Origin of the sequence: Burkholderia sp. Bp9031, from assembly GCF_003857965.1 — a bacterium.
GTDB classification, from domain to species: Bacteria; Pseudomonadota; Gammaproteobacteria; order Burkholderiales; family Burkholderiaceae; genus Burkholderia; species Burkholderia ambifaria_A.
Map to the genome: position 1 here is coordinate 122,450 of NZ_QTPW01000008.1, position 24,328 is coordinate 146,777.

A 24,328-nucleotide genomic window follows, 5' to 3' on the forward strand; every position below is an offset into this window, starting at 1 on the left:
CATCGAAACCCTCGCCCCATTCCCGCCTTCAGAACGTCGCACGCGCTCTTGCTCACGATGCAGCCGACGCGCTCGAACCGGATGTAGGACAGCCGATTGACGACGCGACGCGTGATCGCCTTGCGACTGACCTGCATCGAGTTCTGACCGCGAACTTACCGCCGCTGCGAAACCCCGCCGGCACACAATTGGCCACAATGCGCACGGCCTACCCCGACCAGGGCAGAGACACAGGGGGCGGAGACGCATTGAATTTTCGCGCAAGCGGCCCCATCTGCATAACCATACCGCCGATGGGAGCGACACCTTGGCAGCCACGCTGTGCGGCCGGTAGCGTCATGCAATGATGAACCTAGCGGTGTAGAATTGCGGGCCCGCGACATTCAAGCATCTGGAACCCATACGGGGTAATCGCCGTATGACTACAAAGTCAACTTCATGTATAGTGTCCGGGCAGCAAAGTTAATCATTGCCGCACTTGGGCGTACCTTGTGACCCTGAGCGCGGCCTCACAAATGATGAGGAGGAACTCTATGCGTAACGAAGGTACCGGCCTCTTTTAAGCCTAACAAATTTCCAGAAAAGCCCCTGTCCAAGGGGCTTTTTTCTTGCCATGAAGCCAAGAAGAATACTGACCTTTCTACTGCTCGTTGTCGTCGCGCTGGTGGCCATTCTCATAGGTGAAGAACGCTTCTGGCACTGGGGAACCGACCCCAAAACACATGCAGCCGCCCCTCTCTTCCGCCTCACCCGCCAAAACTGGGGAGTGGTTCTTACCGTTGCTGCGGCAGTTATTGGGTGGATTTGTACTTCATTGGTGTCCATTCAGAATTCTGTCAAACAGCACACGGTCAATACCCTGCTCCAGTCCAGACTCAGCGCCACATTCATCGAGAAGGGAAACCAACTGAATCGAGTGCTCCTTCAGGATGGGGTGCGCCGCAAGCTCACGCTTGCCGACTGCGCGCCGACGGCCGACAAGGAGCACACCGAGGGAATCGAAGCTGTTCGTTACATGCTGAACTACTACGAATTTATCGCAGTAGGAATCCGTCAAGCGGACCTTGACGAGCGGTTGCTAAGGCAAACAATTCGGGCCATCGTCTGCGGGCTTGTTATTGCCGCCCGTGTATATATCGAGGATTCGCGCAAGCACGAACACGAAATGCTTGCGGACTGCGACGACGGCGACCTTCGCAGGGAGGGGCCACGAACCTATAGGAACCTGCTGTGGCTATACGAACGCTGGAAAGACCGACGGGACCCACAGGTGACTTGACCCACCGGTCAAGATGCGCATAACGATCGATTGTGAAACGAAGGGCTGCCCACAAGGCGGCCCTTTTTGCTTTCTGCGCGGTATGTCAGACTGGCGGCGCGTGACGTGGCGTGAAATAGCGTGAATACATCAATTTTACGGGGTACTAGCGGGGGTATCACACGTAAAATCGCCCAACGATATCCAATAAATTCAAGGATTTACATTGCAACTCAAGATAGCCACCTGGAACGTTCATACGAGACGGTCGGCGCTGCGGTTTTGACGCAGGTGAGACTGTGCGCCGAAGCCTCGGACGAGACCGGAGCAGAACGCGGGGCCGAGCGCAGCCGCCGGCCCATCGCCACTCAATCGCGCGTTTGCCGAAGCGCGCGCCCCATCTCCGCGATCGGCATCGCGACGATCGAATTCAGCAAGCGCATCTCGCCGGCGTCCGGCCGCGCGATCTCCCTCACTTCATCGAGCGTCTGCGCGACGTGGCGATCGAGCAGCTCGAGAAAGCGCTGCAGCTCGCTCGCGGCCGCCTTTTCCCTGAGTCCGAGCGCCTGGCCGAACGCGACCAGCGCAGCCACATCGATATCGACAAACCGCGTCGCGGTGCCGAGCGGCATCGTCAGTTCGCAGTGCGGCCAGTGATCGCCGCGATGGTCGGGCCGGTGCGTTGGCGTGTGATACACAACCGTGCTGACGATGTCGTAGAACGGCGCGAGCCGGTAGCCGCGCGCGTCGACGAAGAACGACAGGTTCTTCAGGTGCGCGTCGGCGTTGCCGACCACCACGTTGAACACGGTCCAGCGGAACACCGACAGGCGCGCCAGCGCGCGCGTACTGGTGCGCTCGATCGCGCGGGCGAGCTCCTGCGCGTTCGCCCGCTGGTACTTGAAGCCGCGGTCGTAGTTGAGCAGCTGCATCGCGTCGATCGTATGCACGCGCCCGGCCGGCGCCGACGCGACGTCGCGGTCGAACCGGTCGATCACGTAGCATGCCGACGGCGCGCGCAGGAAATGCACGTCGGGCACGTCGAGCGCCATCTTCCTCGCGAGCTTCATGCAAAAGAATTCGTTGATCGCCGAGTGCGGGTAGCCGGCCGCGCTCATGTCCGGCTTGAGCAGGTGCATCGACGGCTCGCTGCCGACCGGCTCGTACAGCGTGTAGTCGGGCGCATCGCCGCGCAGCACCAGCAGCAGCTTCTGTTGCGCGCCGGCCGCGGACATGCGCTTGGGCGCGGTGGCCGTCAGCGCGCGCTCGGGCATCGCCTGGATCCGGCGCTCGAGCTCGTCGAGCGACAGCGGCTGCAGGCTGCCGGGCGCCTCCTGCTCGCCGTCGGGAAGCAGCGTCAGCACGCCGGCCGATTCGCGCCCGAAGTACGCGAGCAGGCCCCACGCATCGGCGGCATCGAGCTTCGCCTCGCGTGCGAGCGACGTGCGCATGCCTTCCTCGGGCAGCAGGTTGTCGAAGAACCACTGGACCGGGCGATCGGTCGACGTGTCGGTGAAGGGGCCGGCGCGCAGCGCGAACGCCGGCGACAGCGGGTACGCGGCCGGGGACGCGAGCCATTGCGGGTCGTATACGAACGACCAGATCCCTTTGTCGTCGGTCAGCGTGCCCATGCGCACGCCGTTGGCGGAGGCGCTCAGCGTTCTAGCCGCCATGGCTGCTCCTGCGGCGTTGCGCGGCCTTCAGCGCGGTGGCTTCCGAAATCTCGACCGACGACTCGGCGTACAGCCGCACGCCGAGTTCGCCGAGCAGCAGCATGACCTTGCCGATTTGCGCGGTCGGCTTCCCGGCTTCCACCTGGCTGATGAATTTTGGCGACAGCCCGGTCGCGTTCGCGAGCTCGTCACGCGTGAACCCCTGCTGCAGCCGCGCCGCGCGAATGAGGTGGGCGAGCGCGCCGATCGTGTCGACGGACTGGGACTCCGACATGACGTTCTCCGTGCTCCGTATCTGATCGGGAACAGTATTGCACAACTCGCCGACCCGGGCACTATTTCGTATTCGTTCGGGAACGAAGAAGCGATCGCGGCAATCGGCACGTCATTTCGTACCCGGTCGGGAACGGAGTATCGTGGAATTGTGGCGCAGGGCTATTTTCGTATCCAGCCGGATACGGGAAAGGATGCGACTCGGCGGTGCACCGATCGCAGGCGTGAGCGACCGGCCACGCCTGCGAGAGGGCCGGGATCGGGCGGATGCCGGCGTCGGTCAGCGCGAGGCTTTCGTCGCCGCCGCCGGCCCGTGCGACACGCGACGCGCGACCGTCATTCCGCGAACAGGTCCGGCCCGAACACCTCGTAGTGGATACGCGCTTCGTGGATCCCGAGATGCTTCAGCGCATCGTGCTGTATCCGCATGAACGGCACCGGCCCGCAGATGTAGTAATCGGCATCGGGCAGCAGAATGGCGCCCTTGATCGCATTCACGTCGACCAACCCCTTGAGATCGTAATCCGTGCCTTCGATATCCTGCGGCAGCGGATCGTCGTAGAACACGACCAGCTTGAAGTTCGCATACGTATTGGCGGTCTCGCGCAGCCGGTCGCGCATCGCATGCACGCCGCTGTTGCGCGCGCCGTGCACGAACACGACCTGCCGCTGCGGATCCTGGATCGCGCGCTTGAGCATGCTGATCATCGGCGTGAGCCCGACGCCGCCGCTGATCAGCACGATCGGCGTCTTCGCATCGACATCGATATGGAAGCTGCCGTAAGGCGCCGCAACCTTGATCTCGTCTCCGACGTTCACATGATCGTGCAGCAGGCACGACACATAGCCGGGCGGATAGGTGCCGCCGCTCTCGCGCTTCACCGAGATCCGGTACGTGTGTCCGTTCGGCATGTCCGACAGGCTGTACTGGCGGATCTGTTGCAAATGGAGTTCGGGCACGTCGACGGCGACACTGATGTACTGGCCGGGCTCGAAGTTCACGACCGGCTTGCCGTCGGCCGGCTCGAGGATGAACGACGTGATCACGCTGCTCTCGGGCCGCTTTTCGCGCACGACGAAGGTGCGCCAGCCGGTCCAGCCGCCGAGCCGCTCGGCCGACTGTTCGTACAGGCCGCTTTCCATCCCCATCAGCACGTCGGCGAGGTTGCCGTATGCCTGTGCCCATGCGGAGATGATGTCGTCGGTCGCCGCGTCGCCGAGCGTTTCCTTGATCGCCGCGAGCAGGTTCTCGCCGACGATCGGATAGTGCTCGGGCCGCACGCCGAGGCTCGCATGCTTGTTCGCGATGTTCTTCAGCACGGCCGCGAGACTGCCCGGGTCTTCAATGTTTTCCGCATACGCATAGACGGCGCGCGCCAGGGCCTGCTGCTGTTGCCCCTGTTCCTGGTGCGCCATGTTGAACACGTTCTTCAGCTCCGGATGCGCGTCGAACAGCCGCGTGTAGAAGCATTTGATGATGTCGTAGCCGTGTTGCGCGAGGACGGGGGCCGTGGCCTTGACGATGTCTTTCGTTTTCTGCGTAAGCATGATCGAACTCCTTCGTAAGGGGGACGTCGTGTTCGGAGCGAGCAGGGCGAGCGGGGCGACGCGTGGTGTCGCGCAGTTGTCGTATCGGTGCGGGATGTCAATGCAGGATTCGAACTCGTGCCGCGCGCCGGATCGAACGCATATTGTCCGGTCGGGCCGAATGGCCGGTCAAGGTGCGGACTGCGCATGCGGCGACGCGACGGTCATGCGTTCGTGCCGATGGACCTTTCTACAACCCGCGTGGTCGCGCTATACAGCGCGCGTGCCGATGCGTCGGTGCTGCGCACTGCACGCGCAAACCGGGCCCGAACCTTGCGTCGCGCCAGCGTCGTGCGCGGTCGTACCGCGACCCATCTCGCACGACGATTCGCAGGGAGGCGCGCATGGAGCCGATGCCGGTCGTACTTCAATGGAATGCGGTCCTCGTCAGGATCGCGCTCGCGCTGGTCGCGGGCGGGCTGATCGGCCTCGATCGCAGCGAATCCGGCAAGACGGCCGGGCTGCGCACGACGATTCTCGTTTGCCTCGCCGCGTGCCTGTCGATGCTGCAGGTGAATGCGCTGTTGCTGCAGGCCGGCAAGCCGCAAGGCGCGTTCTCGGTGCTCGACCTGATGCGGCTGCCGCTCGGCATCCTGACCGGGATGGGCTTCATCGGCGCCGGCGCGATCCTGCATCGCGACGGCCTCGTGTCCGGCGTGACCACGGCCGCGACGCTGTGGTTCGTCACCGTCGTCGGACTGTGCATCGGCGGCGGCCAGCTGTCGCTCGGCGCGCTCGGGCTCGTGCTCGGACTCCTGGTCGTGTGGCCGCTGCGCCTGGTCGAGCAGCGCGTGCGGAGCGCCAGGGCCGCGCTGGTCACGGTCGAATACGAACTCGGCTCGACGGCGCGCGATCGCCTCACGGCCCGGTTGCGCGCCGCGGGCTTCGCGTGCCGCACGCGCGGCTTTCGCGAAACGGCCGCGCGTGCGTTGCGCGAGGAGGAACTGTTCGTGCAGTGGCGCGAACCCGCCAACGCCGATGTGATGCTGCCGCAACTGATCCGCATCCTGGAGTCGGCCGGGCTGACGTCGGTCCGCTGTTCACCGGAGAACTGAGCCGCACACGGCCGCTCGATCGTCGACGGGGTGCTTGCGGCTTGCCGCTTGCCTCGTGCCTCGTGCCGCGTTCAGCGTCCGGCCTGTGCGCCGGTGCCGTCATGCGCATCGCCGTTCGCTCCGGGCCGGCTCATCGCGAGATGCAGCTCGGCCGGATCGACCGGCTTCACGAAATGCTGCAGAAAGCCGGTCGCGAGACAGCGTTCGCGGTCTGCATTGCGGCCATAGCCGGTCAGCGCGAGGAAGATGCACGGCGTGACTTCGTTGATCGCCTTCAGCCGCCGCAGCAGCTCGTAGCCGTCCATCACCGGCAGCCCGATATCGAGGATCGCGACGTCGGGGCGATACGCGCGGTACGCGGCCAGCGCGGTCACCGGGTCGTGCACGACGGCGACCTCGTGGCCGGCGTCGCGCAGCCATTGCGCGAGCGTCGACGCGGCATCCTCGTTGTCGTCGACCAGCATCACGCGCCGGCCGATACTGCCCGGCGCCATGTCGCGGATGCCCGGCGGCGGCTGCGGCGCGACCACCGCCGCGGCTTTCGGCCGGTACTCGGGCAGCGCGATCGTAAACGTGCTGCCGCAGCCCGGGCCGGCGCTGTCCGCGCGCACCGTGCCGCCGTGCAGGTTCACGAGGCTGCGCACGAGCGCGAGGCCGATGCCGAGACCGCCGTGGGCCTGCTTCGCTTCGCCGTCGAGCCGATAGAACGGCTCGAAGATGCTGTCGAGGCGGTCGGGCGGAATGCCGGCGCCGTTGTCGCAGACCTCGATGGTCGCCGTACCGTCCGCGCCGCGTGCTGCGCGCACGGTGATGTCGCCGCCCGGCAGCGTGTACTTCGCCGCATTGGTCAGCAGGTTCGCGACGACTTGCGACAGCCGTACCGGATCGCCGTGGCAGCGCGCGTCCGGATCGATGTCGACGTGCAGGCGGTGGCGGCGCTGCTCGAGCAGCGGGCTGGCGACCTCGACCGCACGGTCGACGATGTCCGCGAGCCGCAAGGCTTCCTTCTTCAGCGTGATCTTGCCGCGCGTGATGCGCGACACGTCGAGCAGGTCGTCGATCAGCCGCACCATGTGGTCGAGCTGCCGCTGGATAATCGCGATCTCGTTCGGCGTCGCCTGGCCGTCGCGGTTGCGGATCAGCTCGAGCGCGAGCGAAATCGGCGTCAGCGGATTGCGCAGCTCGTGGCCGAGCACCGCGAGAAACTGGTCCTTCGCCTGGTTCGCGTCGCGCAGTTCGCCCAGCAGCCGGTCGCGCTCGGCGTTCGCGGCGACGAGCTTCTCGCGCGCGGCGACGTGCTCGGTCACCTCGACCGCGCTGACGATCACGCCGAGCCCGTCCGCGAGCGGCTGCGGATTGAAATGCAGCCGGTACACGCGGGCGCTGTCCTCCGCTTCGGACCGGTCGCGATGTTCGGCGATCGTCGTCGAGCGGCCCTGCGCGCGGGCGGCTTCGAGCGCATGCACGATCGCGGGTGTATCGCCGCCGGGCAGCACCGACGTCAGCGGCTGGCCGACGATGTCGGCCCGGCCGCACAGTGCGGAGAAGCGGTGATTCGCGAGCACGATCCGGTGCGCCGGGCCCGACAGCAGTGCGATCGGCAACGGTGCATGCATCAGGACGCCGTTGCGTTGCTGTTCGGCGTCCTCGCGGCGGCGGATCTCGTCGCTCAGCGCGCGCGAGCGCTGCTGCGACAGCGCGAGCGTCAGGTGCAGCTCGTTTTCGTCGTTGCGCAGCGACGCAGCCGGCAGGATGCGGCGGTGCAGCGCGCACACGTGGCGGAACATCTCCGACTGCTCGGCGCTCGGAAACGCATCGTGCGGATAGCCGCAGTACAGCGAGAAGCGGTGTCGCTCGATCAGTTCGTTCCACAGCGCTTCCAGCCGCAGCGCGCCGGCGTACCGGTTCTGCGCGCACAGCATCGCGACCATTTCATCGAATGCGTGCACGGGCCGGCCGGCACGGATCGCCGCTTCGACGATCGTGCCGATCGAGCGGCGAAAACGCGCGGGGTCGGGCAGGTCGCCGTCCATGAAGCTGTCGAGCAGCACCTGCGCGCCGGACATGAAGATGCGGTCGCGGGCCGCGTCGCCGATCGACGCGCCGAGCGCGCCCAGATGATCGTGCACGGCGGCGAGCCGGTCGGGCCGAGCGATCACGATCGCGCTGCCGCCGTCGCGCAGCGCATCGGCCGCGAACGATGCGGCTTCCGACACGAGCTGCTCGTCGGATTCGTAGAACTGGACGAAATGGTCGGCGCGCATCGGCGCCGATTCCAGCAGGGGAAAGGCAGTTTTCATAGCTCACGACCACGCGATGCCCGCGGCGGCCGGCGTTGCGCTGCCGTCGCCCTATCCGGGCCGGCGGAAGCAATCGGCGTGCCGCGCCCCCAGCGATGCACGGCGGCCTTGCAGCACGGGCCCGGGCGGGCGCGGGCGGCGCCGGGTGACGCCGCACGTGTAAATTCTGCAGCGGATGCGTCGAATGGATGTGCGATTCCATCGGCCCGATGATGGCATGTCGGTTGCTGCACTCGGGCATCGCCGCGGCGGCCGCCCCGGCCACCATCGAGACAGCGACCGCGCCATGCCCGGGCACCCGGCGGGCGAACACTCAGAACTTCACGCGCAGCCCGCTGACGAACGCGACCTGTCGATTCGTCGACGACGCGCTGCCGATGTTCGAGATCGCCGCGATCTTGCGATAGCCGCCCGACGTCGCCGTACTCGCATCGCCGGCCGCGAGCTGGTAGATGCCGGACAGGTAAATGTCCGTGCGCTTCGACAACGCATAGTCGAACCCGAGCGTGAACTGGTGCCAGCGCGGCTTCAGCGTCTGGCCACCGGTGCCCGGCAAGCCGCTCGCGCGTCCGTCGGTGAACGTGTAGACGCCGATCAGCGTGGCCGCCGGCGTGATCTGGTAGCGCCCGTTCACGTCGTAGTTGTTGAACTTGCGCGACGAGCCGTCGACGTAGTCGAGCTGCGTATGACTCCACGCGAAGCCGAGCGTCGCGCGGCCGAGCGCGTAGTTCGCGCCCGCGACGCCGATCTGCTGCTTGCGCACGCCGCCGTTCAGCCCATAGAAGAATGCACCGCTGTAGTCGTTGCCGGTCGTCGTGGTCGCGCCGCCCACTGCACCGCTCGTGTTAGACGTCGCGTTCGGGTGGTTGAGCCGCACGTAGCCTGCACCCGCCGACAGCGGGCCGTTCACGTAATTCGCCGACACGCCCCACGCATTGTTGTTCGAGAAGCCGGTGCCCGCGCCGCCGTTCGCCTGGTTGCTGAACGCGTACAGCACGTCGGCCGTGAAGCCGGCGATCGTCGCGCTGCGGAACTTCACTGCGTTGTTGATCCGGAAGCTCTGGTTCATGTTGTCGTTGTCGCCGACATGGGTCGCCGGCGACCAGAAGCCGGACCCCGAGTACTGCGCGACGAGATCGGTGATCGGCTCGTACTGGCGGCCGAACGTCAGCGTGCCGATGTCGGCCTTGCTCAGGCCCACGTACGCGGAGCGGCCGAACAGGCGGCCGCCCTGGCCGAGGCCGCCGTCGCTCGGCCGGAACCCGCTTTCGAGCGTGAACACGGCCTGCAGGCCGCCGCCGAGATCCTCGGCGCCTTTCAGGCCCCAGCGGCTGCCGCTCAGCTTGCCGCTCGTCTGCTGGATGTTGCTGGCGCCGCCCTGGTTGTTCGTATAGGCGAAGCCGGCGTCGACGACGCCGTACAGCGTGACGGAACTCTGCGCATGCGCGCCGATGGAACCGATCGAAACCAAACCCAGGACTACCGATTTCTTGATCATGAATATCCTCTGTTTATTGTGGGGACGTCTGCGAGGATCACGATGCTATTGAGTCCGGGCCGCGCGATGAACGGCCGATCCGTGGTTTGCAAATCGATGCGTCACCGAATTGCAATGCGGGCTGCCGCACGGCTGGCGTGCGCGACGTCATCACGTCCGCGTCGCCTGCTGGCGCGAACGGATCGCGCGGTTGGCGAACGTCGGCGCGCGACGACCGGCGATCGCGGTCATATCGATCGATGGAATGGTTCGATGGATGCGCGCCGGGGCACGGGCGTGATGACGTTTTTATGCAACGGGGGTTTGCGCAGCGCATTCAGTCGAGCGGGACCGTGAGTCGTTCGATCACGGTGGCTGTCTCCGGGCGCACGCCGCGCCACCACGCGAACGCTTCCGCGGCCTGCTCGACCAGCATGCCGACGCCGTCCGCGACGCTGCGCACGCCGGCATTGCGTGCAAGCCGGAGGAAGGGCGTCAGCCGCTTGCCGTAGGCAAGCTCGTACGCCGCCCCTGCCGGGCAGAACACGCTCGGCGGAACCGGAGGCAGATCGCCGGCGAGGCTCGCCGACGTGGCGTTGACCACCAGGTCGAAACGTCCCATCGCGACGAGATCGGCATAGCCGCACGCCACCAGCGCCCCGCGTCCGGCGACGTCCCCGGACAGTGCGCGCGCCTTGTCGACGTCGCGATTCGCGATCACCATCTCGGCCGGCCCGGCCGCGAGGAAGGGCAGCAGCGCGCCGCGAGCCGCGCCCCCGGCGCCGAGCATCAGCACGCGTTTGCCGGCCATCGGCAGGCCGAGATTGATCTCGATGTCGCGTACCAGCCCGATCCCGTCGAAGTTGTCGGCCAGGATGCGCCCGCCCTCGAACTTGAGCGCATTGGCTGCGCCGGCGAGCGATGCGCGCTCGCTGCGTTCGTCCGACATCGCGAAAGCGTCGAGCTTGAACGGGGCGGTGACGTTGATGCCCTTGCCGCCGCTCGCGGCGAATGCCCGCACCGCGTCGGCGAACGCGCCTTGCGGCTCGACCGGCCCCTCGATGGCCGAGTAGTGCATGTCCTGGCGCGACGCTTGCGCGAAGATGCCGTGGATCAGCGGAGATTTCGTGTGTCCGATCGGATTGCCGATCACCGCGTACTGGTCAGTCATCGTTGGCTCGCTGTTGAATAGAGAACACCATCGGCCTGCATTGCATCGATTTCGGCCGGATCGAACCCGAGCGAACGCGCGACTTCGGCGTTGTGCTGCCCGAGATCGGGCGCGACGTCGCGAATCGTCGTATCGCAATCCGAGAACCGGAACGGCAGGTTCGGCAGGCGCAGCGTGCCGTAGCGCGGGTGCTGCTGCTCGACCACCATCCCTCGAGCCTGGATCTGCGGATCCGCCAGTACCTCGTCGATGCGTTGTACCTTCGCGCAGGGAATGTCGATGCGATCGAGCAGTGCGAGTACCGACGCGACGGAACGGGCGGCCACCCACGGCTCGACGACGGACAGGATCTCCACGCGGTGCGCGTTGCGCCCGACGCTGTCGTGAAATCGCGTGTCGGCGCCGAAGCCCGCCGGTCCGCCGTGCGCTTCGACCAACGCGGCGAAGCGCTTCCATGCGTCGTCGACCTGCGCGGCGATCACGAGGTCGCCGTCTGCCGCGCGGAATACGCCGTAGAGCGTCGAAGTCGGCATGTCGTGCCCGGTCTGCTCGGGCAGCACGCCTTGCAGCGTATAGCACTGGACCGCGTATTCGTGCATGGAGACCAGCGTGTCGTACAGCGCCATGTCGATGTGCTGTCCGCGGCCGCTCTTCACGCGTCCCAGCAGCGCGGCGTTGATGGCCGCGACCGCGTGAATGCCGGTGTACATGTCGCCAAGCGAGATGCGCAGCAGCGGCGGACGCTCGCCCGGCGTGCCGACCATCTGCATGATGCCGCTCCTGGCCTCGGCAATCAGCCCGAAGCCCGCGCGATGCGCGTCGGGGCCGGTGTGCCCGTATGCCGAAATCGAGCAATAGACGAGTGCCGGATTGCGTGCCGACAACTCGGCATAGCCGAGCCCCAGCTTGTCCAGCGCGCCCGGCCGGTAGTTCTCGATGAACACGTCCGCGGAGTCGCACAGCCGCTGCATGAATGCCTTGCCGCGCGCGTCCTTCATGTTCACGCTGATGCCGCGCTTGCCCATGTTGAGCTGCAGGAAATAGCCGCTTTGCTGGTCGTCGAGTACCGTCGCGTGCTGGCGGCCGGCGTCGCCGGTGCCGGGGCGCTCGACCTTGATCACTTCGGCGCCGAGCGCGGCGAGGCAGCGCCCGACATAGGGGCCGGCCAGGAAATGGCTGTAGTCGACGACGCGAATACCTTCGAGAGGGCGGGCCTGCATCAGAACGCTCCCGGCCGGCGCGGCACCATCAGCCGATGTTCGCCGCGCTGAACGACCTGGCCGTCCTGATTGATCAACTCCGACGGCAGCACGACGATGCCCCAGCCCGGGCGGCTCTTGCTCGCCCGCATCGCGCCGACGCGGAACGTCACGTGCAGCACGTCGTTCACCTTGATCGGCAGCAGGAAGTCCCAGGTCCAGCCGAGCGACATGCCCGGCACGAAGCGGTAGTCGCTCTGCGTCTTGAGGCCGTCGGCGATCGACAGCCCGAACAGGCCGTGCGCGACGAGGCAGCCGAAGTGGCTCGCGTTCGCGTATGCCTCGTCGACGTGCACCGGCGTATGGTCGCCGGTGAGGTCGGCGTACGCGAGGATGCGCGCTTGAGTCACCGTGTAGCTCGGACTCGTGCATGCGTCGCCCTCGCGGGCGTCGTCCCAGTATCTTTCGACGATCGTCATGGTCATGCCTCCGTTCGCGGATTGATCGCCAGCGCCTGCGCGACACACGAGGCGGGGGTTGCCTGAATGAGTTCGACGGCCAGGCCGTCGGGCAAACGCAGCCAGTTCCGCCCCTGCGGCATTTCAGTGACGCCGTACGCTTGCGCCGCAGCCAGCGCGGCCTCCAGGTCTTCGCACATCACGCCCAGATGGCCGAGCCGGCCCTCGGGGCCGTCCCAGGCCGGGGCATGGATAAACTGCAGGCCGCCGAGCGTCCAGTACTGCCGCGGTGCGTCGATGGTGCCGTCCACCTCGCGCATCGTCATGCCGAGCACGTCCTCGAAGAACCGGATGTGCCAATGGATGTCCTTCACCCAGATGGCGACGTGCTCCAGATAGGCTTTCGTGGCGCTCATGCGGCAGCCTCCTGCGCCTGGCGATCGGCCATCGCGCGCTCGATCCCCTTGATGCACGCGACCAGCGTCGCGTTGACCGGCGTGGGCACGCCGTACCGCTGTCCCCAGCGCACGACCGATCCGTTGATGAAGTCGATCTCGGTCAGCGCGCCTCTCTCCAGGCTCTGCAGCATCGATGTCTTGAACGCGGCGGACAGGCCTTCGGCGGCCAGTGCCCATGCCTGCTCGGGGTCCGTCATCGACAGCGTGATGCCGGCCGCTTGCGCGGTCGCGATCGCCTCGGCGACGGCCGCGAGCGACGTCGCCTTCAGCAGCGGCTCGTCGTACAGCTGCCCGTAGGTCAGGCCCGTGATGCCGGTGAGCGCGCCCGTGGCGACGTTGACCAGCAGCTTGTCCCACATCGTGCCGACGATGTTGTCGCTGACTGTCGTCGCGAGGCCCGCGGCGTTGAACGCGTCGGCGATCGCCTGTACGCGGGGCGTGATGCGGCCGTCGAGCTCGCCGATGCAGGTGCGCTTGCCGGCCACGCCGGATTCGACGTGCCCGTCGCCGCGCCGCACGCCGCCGACGTAGGTCTTGCCGGCGAGCACGCGCTCGCGGCCGACGACGTCGGCGAGGATGTCCTCGTGCCCGAGGCCGTTCTGCAGCGACAGCACGAGCGTATCGGGCCCGATCAGCCCTTGCGCGCCGCGCATTGCCGCGTCGGTACTGAACGACTTGACCAGCACGATCACCAGGTCCGCGACGCCGACGTCGGCCGCCTGCGTCGTTGCGCGGACGCGCACGCGCCGGGATCCGCTCGGATCGTCGACCTGGAGGCCGTCGCGGCACATCGCGCCGACGTGCGACGGCGAGCGGCCGATCAGCCAGGTCTCGTGGCCGCCTTCGGTCAGGGCGGCGCCAATCGCGCAGCCCAGCGCGCCGGCGCCCAGCATTGCAATCTTCATGGGGGTGTCTCCAATGTCATGCAGGGTTGACGTATCGCTGCACGATAGAAGTCGCCCGTCATGCTGGCAATGCAATGACTACAATGACGTCATTGCAATGGACAATAATGCGACGACTCCATGATTCCGGCCGATCTTCCCGACCTGAAGCTGCTCCAGCTTTTCGATCTGCTGTACGACGCGCGCAGCGTCACCCGCGTGGCCGAGCAACTCGGGCAAAGTCAGCCGACAGTCAGCATCTGGCTCGGACGCTTGCGCGAACACCTTCACGATCCGCTGTTCATTCGAACGCCCGGCGGCATGGCGCCGACGCCTCAGGCCGACGCGCTCATCGGCCCGTGCCGGGAAATCCTCGAATCGCTGCGGCGCTTCGCGGCCTGGGAAATCGCGTTCGACCCGGCGACTGCGCAGCGCCGGTTTCGCATCTGCATGACCGATGCGAGCCATATCACGCTGTTGCCGCGGCTTCTGGCGCACGTTCGCGCGCAGGCGCCGGGTGTCCGGCTCGAGGTGGCGAGGATCGACGGCAACACGGAACGGGCGCTCGAGTCCGGCGAAGCCGATCTCGCGATCGGCTATGTGCCGTGGCTGGGCGGCGGGATCTACCAGCAGAAGCTGTACGACCAGGACTGGGTGTGTCTGGCCAATCGCCATCATCCGAGGATTCGCGGCCGCCTCGGCGCGAAACAGTATCGGTCGGAGGGCCATGTGGTCATTACCGCCGGAACGGGCGCGCAGCTTCTCGACCAGGCGCTGATGCGCGAACGCATCGAGCGTCAGGTCGTGCTGGCGCTGCCGGGCTTCCTGGGTCTGGGCGCAATCATCCAGAGCACGGACCTGATCACGACGCTGCCTCGCCATATCGGCGAGACGCTCGCTCAGGCCAGCGATCTGACGGTTCATGCCTGTCCGATCGAGGTCGAGGGGTTTGCGGTTCGACAGCACTGGCACTCGCGATATCACCATGAAGCAGGCAATCGCTGGCTGCGCGGCGTGGTGGTTCAGTTGTTCGCGAACGCGCGGTGAGCGTGGCGGCTGCACTGCGCCACGTCCGGTTTGCCAGGCACGCGCGCTGGAAAACGATATCGAATGCCGCGATGCTCTGCACCCGCGATGTCGCCATGTGTTCCACGCGGGCAACCGTCGTCGAGGCGGCCGAAATGATGCGCGACGCGCACACCGGCGATCTGGTCGTCGTACGTGAACAGGACGGACGACGCGCGCCGATCGGCGTGGTGACCGATCGAGACATCGTGCTCACAGTGGTCGGTGCCGACGCGGAGGCCGGTTCGCTGTTCGTCGGCGACATCATGTCGACGCCCGTCTCGATCGGGAACGTCGACGACGACATCTGGCTGCTCGCGAAGCGGATGCGCCAGCACGGTGTCCGACGGCTGCCGGTCGTCGATGGCGACGGTGACCTGGTCGGAGTCGTCTCGCTCGACGATCTACTTCGCGCGGCCGCGGCGCTGCTCGACGAGTTGCGCCTCGTGGCGGCCCGCCAGACGTATTTCGAGGAGAAGCAGTGTGGCTGATCCGGTGCGGTCCGGCTTGCGCCGCACGACATGGCGGCGGGCGCGACACCGGCGCGGTGCGCCGCCCGTGCACGGCTTCCACCTGCTCGCGCGTGGCACTACTGCAACGATCCGCGCGGATACTATCCGTATGTCGCGTCGTGCAATGGCGTCTGAACCGTGGTTCAGTCGACCCCGGGCCCGGCGCCGCAATGATTGAAGCGACGCTTGTCCGCACCGAAGCGGCCGGGCACCGGCAGCACGATCGCGCGCAGGCGGCGCAGGAGGGCACATGATGAACGGATCCTGGCCGGATGCGGACGTCGACGACGTACTGCTGACGGATTTGTATGAGCTGACGATGATGCAGGCCGCGTTCGACGCCGGAATGAACGAAGCGGCCAGCTTCGAGTTCTTCGTACGGGCGCTGCCGGAACAGCGCGCATTCCTGATGGCGGCGGGACTGGCACCCGTGCTCGACTATCTGGAGAGCCTGCGCTTCACGGCCGCCGCGCTCGAACGACTGGCCGCAACCGGGCGCTTTCGCGCGGATTTCCTCGCGTCGCTCGCCGGTTTCCGCTTCACGGGCACCGTCGACGCGATGCCGGAAGGCACGGTGTTCTTCGCCGACGAACCGATACTGCGGATCACGGCGCCGCTTCGCGAGGCGCAGTTCGTCGAGAGTCGCGTGATGAACCTGCTCCATTACGCAACGCTGGTCGCAAGCAAGGCCGCGCGGGCCACGCTCGTCGCGCATGGCAGGTTGCTGGTCGACTTCGGGCTGCGGCGCGCCCATGGTGCGCAGGCGGCGATGCTGTCCGCGCGTGCCAGCTACCTGGCGGGATTTTCCGGCACGGCGACCCTGCTCGCCGGCTTGCGTTACGGTATTCCGGTGTACGGCACGATGGCGCATTCCTACGTCCAGGCACACGACGACGAAGCGCTCGCGTTCGAGCACTTCGCGCGATCGCAGCCGGATAACGCGATGCTGCTGATCGATACCTACGATACGGAGCGCGCGGCGCACAAGGTCGTCGAGCTTGCGCGGCGGCTCGCGCCCGACAACGTGCGCATCAAGGGCGTCCGGATCGACAGCGGCGATCTGGCGGCGCATGCATGCAACGTTCGCGCGATTCTCGATCGCGGCGGCCTGACCGACGCGACGATCTTCGCGAGCGGCAATCTCGACGAAATGCGGCTGCAGGAACTCGTCCGCCAGCACGCCCCGATCGACGGCTTCGGAATCGGCACGCAGATGAGCACATCGGCGGACGCACCGTGCTTCGACTGCGCGTACAAGCTCGTCGAGTATGCAGGCCGGGCACGCTGCAAGCGCTCCGAGGGCAAGGCGACGCTGCCGGGCCGCAAGCAGGTGTTCCGGCAATACGACGCGGATGGGCGCATCACCGCCGACTGCGTCGGTCTCGAAGGCGAGCGCATCGACGGAACGCCTTTGTTGCGGCCCGTGATGGTCGCAGGAACGCGGTTTGCGGCCCCCACGCTCGGCGAGAGCCGCACTCACGCATTGCGAGAACTGTCCACGCTGCCCGATCCCATGCGTGCGCTGGCGCCCGTCATGCCGCTGCAGCCGCTGATTTCCCCGGCGCTGGCGGCACTCGCCGCGCAGTGGGGCGGGCACGCGGGGCAGCAGGCGGCATGAGCGATGCCCGTACCCCGGACGGCCGCGCGATCACGCCGAGCGGCGAGGCCGCCGCGCGGCGCCTGTCACGCTCGCCGAAAGCGCGACACGAGGCGAACGCCAACAGGCTGAAAGGGAGACGTTCCATGACATGGCTGCCCCGACTCATGCGGCCATCGGGCGTCGCGCATCATGACGCGCTTTGACGTGTTCAACGGCGATGCCGATGGCATCTGCGCGCTCCAGATGGCCGGCCCGCTGACGGTGGCGCATTCCCCGGCCATCTCGCTGTCGCCGGCGGGGCTGCTCGGCGGCGTCGTCGAAGTCGGCAAGCTGCAGCAGATCGAGGAGCAGCGTTTTCGCGCGTGACGGTGCGGCGGCGCCCGGCGCGGGCGGCCGGGCCGCTTGCCCACGACGCGCACGTCGCGATTACGTACGCAACGCGGCGAGCAACGGCGCCCAGAATGCGCGGCTTCCGTACGCCGCGGCATCGCAATCGGTGTCGAAACGAATCGCGATAGCCGTTTCCGGTCCGGTCAGCGGGTCGGCATGCTCGATCTGTCGGGCCAGCACGGCGGTGTCGGCATCGGAGGGATCGCCCCCGCGTGCTGCCCGCGCCGCGACACGCGCGGCAAGCGTCGCCTGGCTGGCGGCGAAATCGAGCATCGCGACGCGCACGCCGAGCCGTGCAGCGAGCGAGAGGAACGCCGTGCGGTTGCGTTCGCGCAGGAACGTCGCATCGACGATCGCGGTGTAGCCGCTGTCGAGGACCACGCCGGCCTCGGAAAGCAGGGTTGCGTAGATCCGGTCGATTGCGGTGTCCGAATAGGCATCGCGGGACAGACGGGTTTCGCCGGGTACACCGGCACAACGCTTGCGCTCGACGTCGCTGGACAGCCGGATCGCACCGAGTCGCTCGGCCAGCGCGCGGCTGGCCAGCGATTTGCCCGAGCCGGACATTCCATGACACAGAAGCAGCACCGGTCGCGCATCGCGTCGAGCATGAGCCATGGCCGACGCAATGCGCAGATAGCGGGCGCGCGCCGCTTCGTCACCGCGCAGTCGCGCGGTCAGCGCGCGCACCAGCGCCCGATAGACGAAGTAGCACGGCAGCACGCCCAGTGCCGCATGGTCGCCCGTGCGTGCCAGCCAACCGGAAAGAAGGCGGTGGGCGCAATCGTCGCGTCCGTGGGCGGAGAAATCCATCAACGCGAACGCGAGATCGCTCGCCACGTCGACCCAGCGCAGCGCGTCGTTGAATTCGATGCAGTCGAACATCAGGATCCGGTTGCGCCAGCGGACGATGTTGTCGAGATGCAGATCGCCGTGGCATGCGCGCACGAAACCGTGCGCATGCCGATCCGCAAGCAGCGGTGCGATGCGGGTCAACTCGGCTTCGTACCACGCGCGCAGTGCGGCTTCAGCCGGCACGGCGGCGTCGAGCGTGTCGAGCAAGGGCCGGCATTGGGCGGCGACGCTCGCCGCGCTGCCGGAATGACCGCGCGGCGCACGGCGCGGCGCGTGCAGATGATGGCGGGCCAGCGTATCGGCGAGGGCGTCCGCATCCGCCAGCCCTTCGTCGTGCGACGCGCTGCGAATCGACAGCATCGCACGCGCGTCGAACCGGCGCATGCGCACCACGTACTCGCCCGGTGTCGTCTGCTGCCGATACCGGCGCCCGCCGGTCCGCACCGGCGCATCGAACGCACATCGCCGGCCGCGTGCGACGAGCGGCCAGACGCCCAGGTACAGCGGGCCGGCGAACGGGCGATTGAGCGTGCACTCCGCGAGCGCGCAGCAGCGCCGCTGCGCAGGCTGCACGAGGTCGACGAACGCGAAGCGCACGGGCTTGATGCGCTTGTACGCGTAACGCCCGGCCAGATAGACGACGGACAGATGGGTCTCGATCCGCTCGATGCAGCCTGCGGGGTGCGGATAGGTGGCGGGCCGATTCAACGCGCGCTCGAACTGCATCGCCTGTCGCCGTGCATTTGCGCGGCCCAGCGCGAACGGTACGTGAGGCGTTCGGGACATGATGAAAGGATCGGTCGGACGGGGCGCACGTCCGCGTTGCCGCGCCCCGCGGGTTGGATTCGAACGAGAACGGCACGTTCTCGCCTGCTCGATGTCGCGGATCGGTGCGGCAAGCCACGGATCGCCGATTCGACGGACTCTATTGCAGCCGAGCAGCGCGCGTGCCGGCTTGATACGAATCAAGCCGGCCACACAGGAGGACGCTTGACGCAGGTCAACCGTGCTTGCCACGGCGGCAATACAGTCGGTTTCAGGCCCGTGACCGCGCGCGGCATGCGCGTCGCGACGCGCGGGATTGACGTCGGGCGCGGTCACGCCGCTCGATTGCGGGCGGAACTCACGGCCTGACGAGGCATTCACGATGAAGCAACGTGTGTTGATGGTCGGTGTGCTGCTCGCGTTGGGCGCATGTGCCGGGGCAGACCGAACCGGGGCATTCAGGTCGACGGAAACGCAACTGCTTGCTGCGCGTCAGGCCGCGTCGCTGCCGTGTTCGACGCCGGCGGAATGCGATCGTGCGTGGAGCCGCACGCGGCGCTACGTCGAAGCCCGTTCGTCAACCCGAATCACGCGCGCGAGTGCCGACCTGATCGAAACGGCGCAACCGCATCTGGCGGGGGAAGTCTATCTCTGGGCATCGCGCGCGGCGTCGGGCGACGGCGGCTCGGTGATCCGGCTCAAGGCGATGTGCAAGGGCATGTACGGCAGCGATGGCGGCCCGGGGTGGCAATACGATGCGTGCGCCAGGAAAATCCTCGAGATCGAGAACGGTTTCCAGTCGTACGAGAACCCGCCCCGCTAACGGCAAATGCTGCCGCACCTCGACCATGCAGCCTCTCACCTCTCGGTTGCCCGGATCACGGCACGCGGCTTCGGCCAGCACGGGGCGATGGCCGTCCGTGGGGTCGCGGGCCGATTTCGATGCGGTTCCAAACCGTTGACCTCGGTCAACGCGCGCCTGCGGCGAGTGCCGATGATGGAAACGAATCCGGACGCCGCAATCGGCCCGTTCATTCAGCGAGGTTCGCATGTACACGAATATCATGGTCGCAACGGACGGCAGTCCTTGCGCGCAACGAGCGCTCGACGAAGGTCTCAGGATGGCCAGGTCATGCGGCGCGCGTCTGTTTGCCGTTTTCGTCGTCGACAAATCGACCCTGTTCGCTTACGGCGGCCGCATGGAGCCCGAAGCCTTGCTCGACGAGATCCGGCAGCATGGCGCGGCGATACTGCGGGATGCCGACCGGACGATCTCGCGCGCGGCGGTCAACGGCGAGACGGAAATCATCGAGACCGATTTCGGTCAGGACGTCGCGGAGCGCCTGCAGCAATACGTCGTTGACCGTTCGATCGATCTGGCCGTGGTCGGCACGCATGGTCGGCGCGGTGTCCGGCGACTGGTGCTCGGCAGTGTTGCCGAACGCTTCCTCCGCGCATCGAGTTGCCCGGTCCTGCTCGTGCGCGGCGAGGATGCCGCGCGCGCCACCGTCGCGGCGGCCTAGTGTCGCTGCCGCGTCACCTGCCCAGGTGATCATCATGCAAATCTCGTTTCCTTCCGAACACCCGACGTATTACGGCCTCGATCCCGCGTTGAGCTTTCCGGCGCTCGTCGAAGGTCAGCGCGTGCGCTGCGCGATCACCGCGGAAGCGCTGGAAGATCACTTCCGCGCGGCGTCGCCTCGCGAGCAGGACCTCGTCGACGCCTTTGCGCGTCATCGTCCCGCCATCGAACGTGCGGCGCGCTGCCTGCTCGAGGAAGTCGGCGGACGGCCGATCCTGCTTCACAGCGGCTATTTCCGGTTCTGCACGTGAGCGCCCGTCGCCCTTGACACGCATCAAGCGCGTGCCGGTGCACACGGGTACGCTGGACTCCGAAAGGTTATTCGTCCCTTGCGCGGCACGCGGTGCCGCGCCTCCGATCTTCATCGCGTCCGTCGTCGTCGGGGCGAAGGCGGCGGCCGAACGTCAACTGCTGAAGGAGTACGAACCATGAGCAACATGACGCGTTACGATCCGTTTTCGATGGAACCCGTTTCCGACCTGTTCCAGGGGCTGTTCAGGCCGCTGCGCGGCATGACGCTTGCAGGCGAACCCGATCTGGCGTCGATGAAGATCGACGTGACGGAAAGCGACGACGCCTACAAGGTCAACGCGGAGCTGCCCGGCGTCGCGAAGGAGGACATCGATGTCGAAGTGAAGGGCGGCACCGTATCGATCAACGCGAAGATCGAGCGCAACAACGAGCAGAAGGATGGCGAGCGCGTGATTCGGCGCGAGCGCTACAGCGGCTCGATCAGCCGGTCGTTCTCGCTTTCCGCGGAAATCGACGAGGCGAACGCGACGGCGACGTATCAGGACGGCGTGCTGTCGCTGACACTGCCGAAGAAGGCGCCGGTCGGGCAGAAGAAGCTCACGATCAGCTGATCGGACGACGGGCGAACAGGCGTGCCGCGGCTCACAGGAGAGCAGACGATGAAAACCGACAAGCAGTTGAAGCAGGACGTTCAGGATGAACTGGAATCCGACCCGTCGATCGATGCAACGCGTATCGGTATCGAAGTGGCCGACCGGATCGTGACGCTTTCGGGGCACCCGCCGAGCTATGCGGAGAAGCTGGCGATCGAGCGCGCGGCGAACCGCGTGGCGGGCGTCAAGGCGCTCGTCGTCGACATGACCGTGCACCTGCCGGACGACGACGTGCGTACCGACGAGGACATCGCGAAAGCGGTGCGTTCGGTCCTGCACTGGACGGTCGGCCTGCATGACGATGCGGTCAAGGTGCAGGTCGAACGCGGCTGGATCACGCTGTCAGGCAAGGTCGACTGGGCGTACCAGAGCCACCTGGCCGTGCGCTCGATCTCGCAGATGCGCAGCGTGACGGGCGTGACCGATCACATCGCGGTACAGGGGGCGGTCGGCGCGGACGACATCGGCGGCAACATCAAGCGCGCGATCATGCGTCACGCGGAGCGCGAGGCGAAGCACATCGCGATCGACGTGCACGACGGCACCGTGCGGCTGTCCGGCAAGGTCGGCTCGTTTTCCGAGCGCAAGGCCGTGCGCGGTGCGGCGTGGTCGGCGCGCGGCGTGCGCGCCGTCGTCGACGACCTGGTGGTCGAGTGAATCCGGCTGGCGGCAGATGGATGGGCCGCCCGCGCGGCTCCAGGAGGGGAGTCAGATGACACTTTCGGGCGAACTTCACGAAGCGGACTGGTCGGTCGCGATCGAGACGGTCGCGGCCGAAGCGGGCGGCTTCCGCTGCCGGATCCACGTGACGCACAAGTCGCCGGACGGCGCATGCGAGCGGACGTTCGCGCATAGCAGAACCCATGCAACCGAGCGCGAAGCCGCGATCGACGGGCTGCGCGTCGGGATGACGTGGATCGAGATGAAGAAGTCGAACACCTTTACGGTCTGAACCGAAGGGTGCCGCGGGCCGGTCGCGTCGACGACGGCCTCGGTTCCGGCACGCGATGCGGCGGGGCTGTCGCATCGATTCGTGCGCCGGCGGTCTACCGCGTCGTCTTGTGCGTCTTGCGCGAGACGCGCCGGCGCGACGCACGCTTTCTCTTGCAGGTACGCGCATGCCGTCGCGGCCGTCGAACGTGACGGGCGACCGCATCGGTCACGGTCGGAAAGAAACTGGTGGCGCCGAACACGTCGAACAGGCCGTAAGCGCGCAGGCGATCCTTCACCGGCCCCTTCATTTCCGCGAAATTCATGGCGATGCCGCGTTCCGCGAGCTCGTCGTGCAGCGCGACGAGCCGATCCGCGGCGCTCACGTCGATGTCGGTGACGGGCTCGGCGGCGACCACGATGCGCGTGACCGGGCTCGCCGATCGCGCGATCGCGGCGTGCAGATGCTCGCAGAAGATCTCGACGTTCGCATAGAAGAGCGGCGCATCCCAGCGGAACAGCACGAGCCCGGGCGTTTGCGCCGCGTCCGGATGCCGCGCGATGTCGTGATAGCCGCGCACGCCTGTCAGCCGGCCCAGCACCGCGTCGTACGGATGCCAGGCCCGCCACACGAACGACAGCAGCGACAATGCGCTGGCGAGCAGGATGCCGGGCACGACCCCCAGGCCGATCACGCCGGCGAAGCACAGCACCGAAATCAGGCATTCGCCGCGGCGCATCCGGTACAGCCGCACGACGCTGCGGACGTCGGCGATGCCGAACGCCGCGTAGATCACGACCGCGGCCAGCGCCGTGCGCGGAACGAACGTCAGCAGCGCCGGCGCGGCAATGAGCAGTATGGCGATGCACGCGGCCGCGACGAGATTCGCGACCTGGCTTTGCGCGCCGGCGGCAATCGCGACCGGTGTGCGCGACGCGCTGCTGCTGACCGCGCAGCCTTGCGTCACGCCGGCCAGCAGATTGGCCGCGCCCAGTGCGATCAGCTCCTGGTTGCGCTCTGGCGTATCGCCCGCCCGTGCGGACAGCGCGCGCGACAGCATGCTGATGTCCGCGAACGACACCAGCGCGACGGCGATCGCGCCGGACGCGAGCGCGCTCACGTCGGCGAGCGAGACGACCGGAAGATGCGGGGCAGGCATGCCGGCCGGCAACGCGCCGACCGTCGCGATCCCGTGCAAGGGCGCGAGGCGAGCGACGAGCGTAGCCGCCAGCACGGCGATCAATACGCCGGGCCGGCGCGGCATCGCGCGTTGCATCAGGAAGATGGCAGCAAGCACGGCGATGCCGAGCAGGCCGGCATCGACGGAAAATCGACCGTCGACGAACGCATGCACGACACGTGGAACGCTGGAAAACACATCGCCACCCGATACCGGCATGCCGAGCAGCTCGGGCAGCCGCCCGAGCGCGAGCGCGATCGCGATGCCGTTCAGGTAACCGTACTGGATCGGGCGCGACAGCAGATCGGTAACGAAGCCGAGGCCGAGCGCACCGAGCAGGATGCAGAGCGTGCCGGCCGACAGCGCCAGCGCGCCGGACAGCGCGATCGCGCGCTGCGGGTCGTGGTCGGCGAGCGGCGCGATGGCGCCCGCGATCAGTGCCGCGAGCGCGGAATCCGGACCGAGGACGAGGATCCGGCTCGGGCCGAGCAGGGCATAGGCGAGCAATGCGGCGATCGACGCATAGAGCCCGGTGATGGCGGGCAGCCCGGCCGCCTGCGCGTAGCTCATGCCGACCGGCACCAGCACGGCCGACAGCGCGATCCCCGCGTACAGGTCGCGCGAAAGCCACGCACGCCGGTAGTTCACGAGCAGCGCGACGCCCGGCAGCATGCGGGCGATCCGTCCGGAAAGGGGCCGGTTCATCGCAGTCTCATCCGGGAGCAATCCGGGTGAAAGGCAGGACGCGCT

General features: G+C 67.1%; 24 protein-coding genes. 12 read left to right on the forward strand and 12 right to left on the reverse strand.

Annotated elements, in window-relative coordinates; translation table 11 throughout:
• Nucleotides 1-613 precede the first annotated feature (613 nt).
• Nucleotides 614-1,279 (forward strand): DUF4760 domain-containing protein, encoded by a 666-nt coding sequence (locus DIE15_RS13315; RefSeq protein WP_057926986.1) that lies wholly within the window; start codon nt 614-616, stop codon nt 1,277-1,279.
• A gap of 347 nt (nt 1,280-1,626) precedes the next feature.
• On the opposite strand, the gene DIE15_RS13320 is transcribed toward DIE15_RS13315, so the two are convergent.
• The 3 genes from DIE15_RS13320 to hmpA all read right to left on the reverse strand — a co-directional run bounded on the left by DIE15_RS13320 (nt 1,627) and on the right by hmpA (nt 4,752).
• Nucleotides 1,627-2,931: a HipA domain-containing protein gene (locus tag DIE15_RS13320; protein ID WP_124833483.1), complete on the reverse strand. Its 1,305-nt coding sequence runs from the start codon at nt 2,929-2,931 to the stop codon at nt 1,627-1,629.
• Entirely contained in the window at nt 2,921-3,205 is a 285-nt protein-coding gene (locus DIE15_RS13325) for a helix-turn-helix transcriptional regulator (protein ID WP_124612100.1), read from the reverse strand. The genes DIE15_RS13320 and DIE15_RS13325 overlap by 11 nt, the downstream gene beginning before the upstream one ends.
• A gap of 335 nt (nt 3,206-3,540) precedes the next feature.
• Nucleotides 3,541-4,752: an NO-inducible flavohemoprotein gene (gene hmpA / locus DIE15_RS13330; RefSeq protein ID WP_057926984.1), complete on the reverse strand. Its 1,212-nt coding sequence runs from the start codon at nt 4,750-4,752 to the stop codon at nt 3,541-3,543.
• Nucleotides 4,753-5,135: 383 nt separating this feature from the next.
• On the opposite strand from hmpA, the gene DIE15_RS13335 reads away from it, so the two are divergent.
• Nucleotides 5,136-5,846, forward strand: coding sequence for an MgtC/SapB family protein (locus DIE15_RS13335; protein WP_124833484.1), 711 nt, complete (start codon nt 5,136-5,138; stop codon nt 5,844-5,846).
• Between the two features lie 71 nt (nt 5,847-5,917).
• On the opposite strand, the gene DIE15_RS13340 is transcribed toward DIE15_RS13335, so the two are convergent.
• The 7 genes from DIE15_RS13340 to DIE15_RS13370 all read right to left on the reverse strand — a co-directional run bounded on the left by DIE15_RS13340 (nt 5,918) and on the right by DIE15_RS13370 (nt 13,814).
• Nucleotides 5,918-8,110, reverse strand: a complete 2,193-nt coding sequence (locus tag DIE15_RS13340; RefSeq protein WP_124833485.1) for an ATP-binding protein — start codon at nt 8,108-8,110, stop codon at nt 5,918-5,920.
• Between the two features lie 349 nt (nt 8,111-8,459).
• Nucleotides 8,460-9,644: a porin gene (locus DIE15_RS13345; protein ID WP_124833486.1), complete on the reverse strand. Its 1,185-nt coding sequence runs from the start codon at nt 9,642-9,644 to the stop codon at nt 8,460-8,462.
• Between the two features lie 316 nt (nt 9,645-9,960).
• The gene (gene aroE, locus DIE15_RS13350) at nt 9,961-10,794 is read right to left on the reverse strand and encodes a shikimate dehydrogenase (protein ID WP_124833487.1); all 834 of its coding nucleotides are present in this window, start codon (nt 10,792-10,794) and stop codon (nt 9,961-9,963) included.
• Nucleotides 10,791-12,014, reverse strand: coding sequence for a CaiB/BaiF CoA-transferase family protein (locus DIE15_RS13355; protein ID WP_057926980.1), 1,224 nt, complete (start codon nt 12,012-12,014; stop codon nt 10,791-10,793). The genes aroE and DIE15_RS13355 overlap by 4 nt, the downstream gene beginning before the upstream one ends.
• Entirely contained in the window at nt 12,014-12,472 is a 459-nt protein-coding gene (locus DIE15_RS13360) for a MaoC family dehydratase (protein WP_124833488.1), read from the reverse strand. The genes DIE15_RS13355 and DIE15_RS13360 overlap by 1 nt, the downstream gene beginning before the upstream one ends.
• Before the next feature lie 2 nt (nt 12,473-12,474).
• Nucleotides 12,475-12,867 carry a VOC family protein gene (locus DIE15_RS13365; RefSeq protein ID WP_057926978.1) on the reverse strand — a complete coding sequence of 131 codons (393 nt, stop codon included), beginning with the start codon at nt 12,865-12,867 and terminating at the stop codon, nt 12,475-12,477.
• Nucleotides 12,864-13,814 carry a ketopantoate reductase family protein gene (locus tag DIE15_RS13370; protein ID WP_124833489.1) on the reverse strand — a complete coding sequence of 317 codons (951 nt, stop codon included), beginning with the start codon at nt 13,812-13,814 and terminating at the stop codon, nt 12,864-12,866. The genes DIE15_RS13365 and DIE15_RS13370 overlap by 4 nt, the downstream gene beginning before the upstream one ends.
• Nucleotides 13,815-13,934: 120 nt before the next feature.
• Here DIE15_RS13370 and DIE15_RS13375 point away from each other — a divergent pair, with 120 nt between their 5' ends.
• The 4 genes from DIE15_RS13375 to DIE15_RS37650 all read left to right on the forward strand — a co-directional run bounded on the left by DIE15_RS13375 (nt 13,935) and on the right by DIE15_RS37650 (nt 17,336).
• The gene (locus DIE15_RS13375; protein ID WP_124833490.1) at nt 13,935-14,840 is read left to right on the forward strand and encodes a LysR family transcriptional regulator; all 906 of its coding nucleotides are present in this window, start codon (nt 13,935-13,937) and stop codon (nt 14,838-14,840) included.
• Between the two features lie 71 nt (nt 14,841-14,911).
• Nucleotides 14,912-15,349, forward strand: coding sequence for a CBS domain-containing protein (locus tag DIE15_RS13380; RefSeq protein ID WP_124833587.1), 438 nt, complete (start codon nt 14,912-14,914; stop codon nt 15,347-15,349).
• A gap of 274 nt (nt 15,350-15,623) precedes the next feature.
• On the forward strand, nt 15,624-16,988 hold the full coding sequence (locus DIE15_RS13385; protein ID WP_057927087.1) for a nicotinate phosphoribosyltransferase: 1,365 nt from the start codon (nt 15,624-15,626) through the stop codon (nt 16,986-16,988).
• Between the two features lie 171 nt (nt 16,989-17,159).
• Nucleotides 17,160-17,336, forward strand: coding sequence for a hypothetical protein (locus DIE15_RS37650; RefSeq protein WP_244104841.1), 177 nt, complete (start codon nt 17,160-17,162; stop codon nt 17,334-17,336).
• A gap of 60 nt (nt 17,337-17,396) precedes the next feature.
• Here DIE15_RS37650 and DIE15_RS13400 read toward each other — a convergent pair whose 3' ends face one another.
• Nucleotides 17,397-19,001: a bifunctional aminoglycoside phosphotransferase/ATP-binding protein gene (locus DIE15_RS13400; RefSeq protein WP_124833492.1), complete on the reverse strand. Its 1,605-nt coding sequence runs from the start codon at nt 18,999-19,001 to the stop codon at nt 17,397-17,399.
• 361 nt (nt 19,002-19,362) lie between these two features.
• Here DIE15_RS13400 and DIE15_RS13405 point away from each other — a divergent pair, with 361 nt between their 5' ends.
• The 6 genes from DIE15_RS13405 (at nt 19,363) to DIE15_RS13430 (ending at nt 22,419) form a co-directional block, all read left to right on the forward strand.
• Nucleotides 19,363-19,803 carry a hypothetical protein gene (locus tag DIE15_RS13405; RefSeq protein WP_124833493.1) on the forward strand — a complete coding sequence of 147 codons (441 nt, stop codon included), beginning with the start codon at nt 19,363-19,365 and terminating at the stop codon, nt 19,801-19,803.
• A gap of 226 nt (nt 19,804-20,029) precedes the next feature.
• Nucleotides 20,030-20,503 carry a universal stress protein gene (locus DIE15_RS13410; RefSeq protein WP_057926974.1) on the forward strand — a complete coding sequence of 158 codons (474 nt, stop codon included), beginning with the start codon at nt 20,030-20,032 and terminating at the stop codon, nt 20,501-20,503.
• Nucleotides 20,504-20,537: 34 nt separating this feature from the next.
• Nucleotides 20,538-20,813 carry a DUF1488 domain-containing protein gene (locus DIE15_RS13415; RefSeq protein ID WP_124833494.1) on the forward strand — a complete coding sequence of 92 codons (276 nt, stop codon included), beginning with the start codon at nt 20,538-20,540 and terminating at the stop codon, nt 20,811-20,813.
• Nucleotides 20,814-20,990: 177 nt separating this feature from the next.
• Nucleotides 20,991-21,425 carry an Hsp20/alpha crystallin family protein gene (locus DIE15_RS13420; RefSeq protein WP_124833495.1) on the forward strand — a complete coding sequence of 145 codons (435 nt, stop codon included), beginning with the start codon at nt 20,991-20,993 and terminating at the stop codon, nt 21,423-21,425.
• Between the two features lie 48 nt (nt 21,426-21,473).
• The gene (locus DIE15_RS13425; protein WP_124833496.1) at nt 21,474-22,124 is read left to right on the forward strand and encodes a BON domain-containing protein; all 651 of its coding nucleotides are present in this window, start codon (nt 21,474-21,476) and stop codon (nt 22,122-22,124) included.
• A gap of 55 nt (nt 22,125-22,179) precedes the next feature.
• On the forward strand, nt 22,180-22,419 hold the full coding sequence (locus DIE15_RS13430) for a hypothetical protein (RefSeq protein ID WP_124833497.1): 240 nt from the start codon (nt 22,180-22,182) through the stop codon (nt 22,417-22,419).
• A 94-nt stretch (nt 22,420-22,513) separates the two neighbouring features.
• Here DIE15_RS13430 and DIE15_RS13435 read toward each other — a convergent pair whose 3' ends face one another.
• Nucleotides 22,514-24,283 carry a SulP family inorganic anion transporter gene (locus DIE15_RS13435; protein WP_124833498.1) on the reverse strand — a complete coding sequence of 590 codons (1,770 nt, stop codon included), beginning with the start codon at nt 24,281-24,283 and terminating at the stop codon, nt 22,514-22,516.
• Between the last annotated feature and the right edge of the window lie 45 nt (nt 24,284-24,328).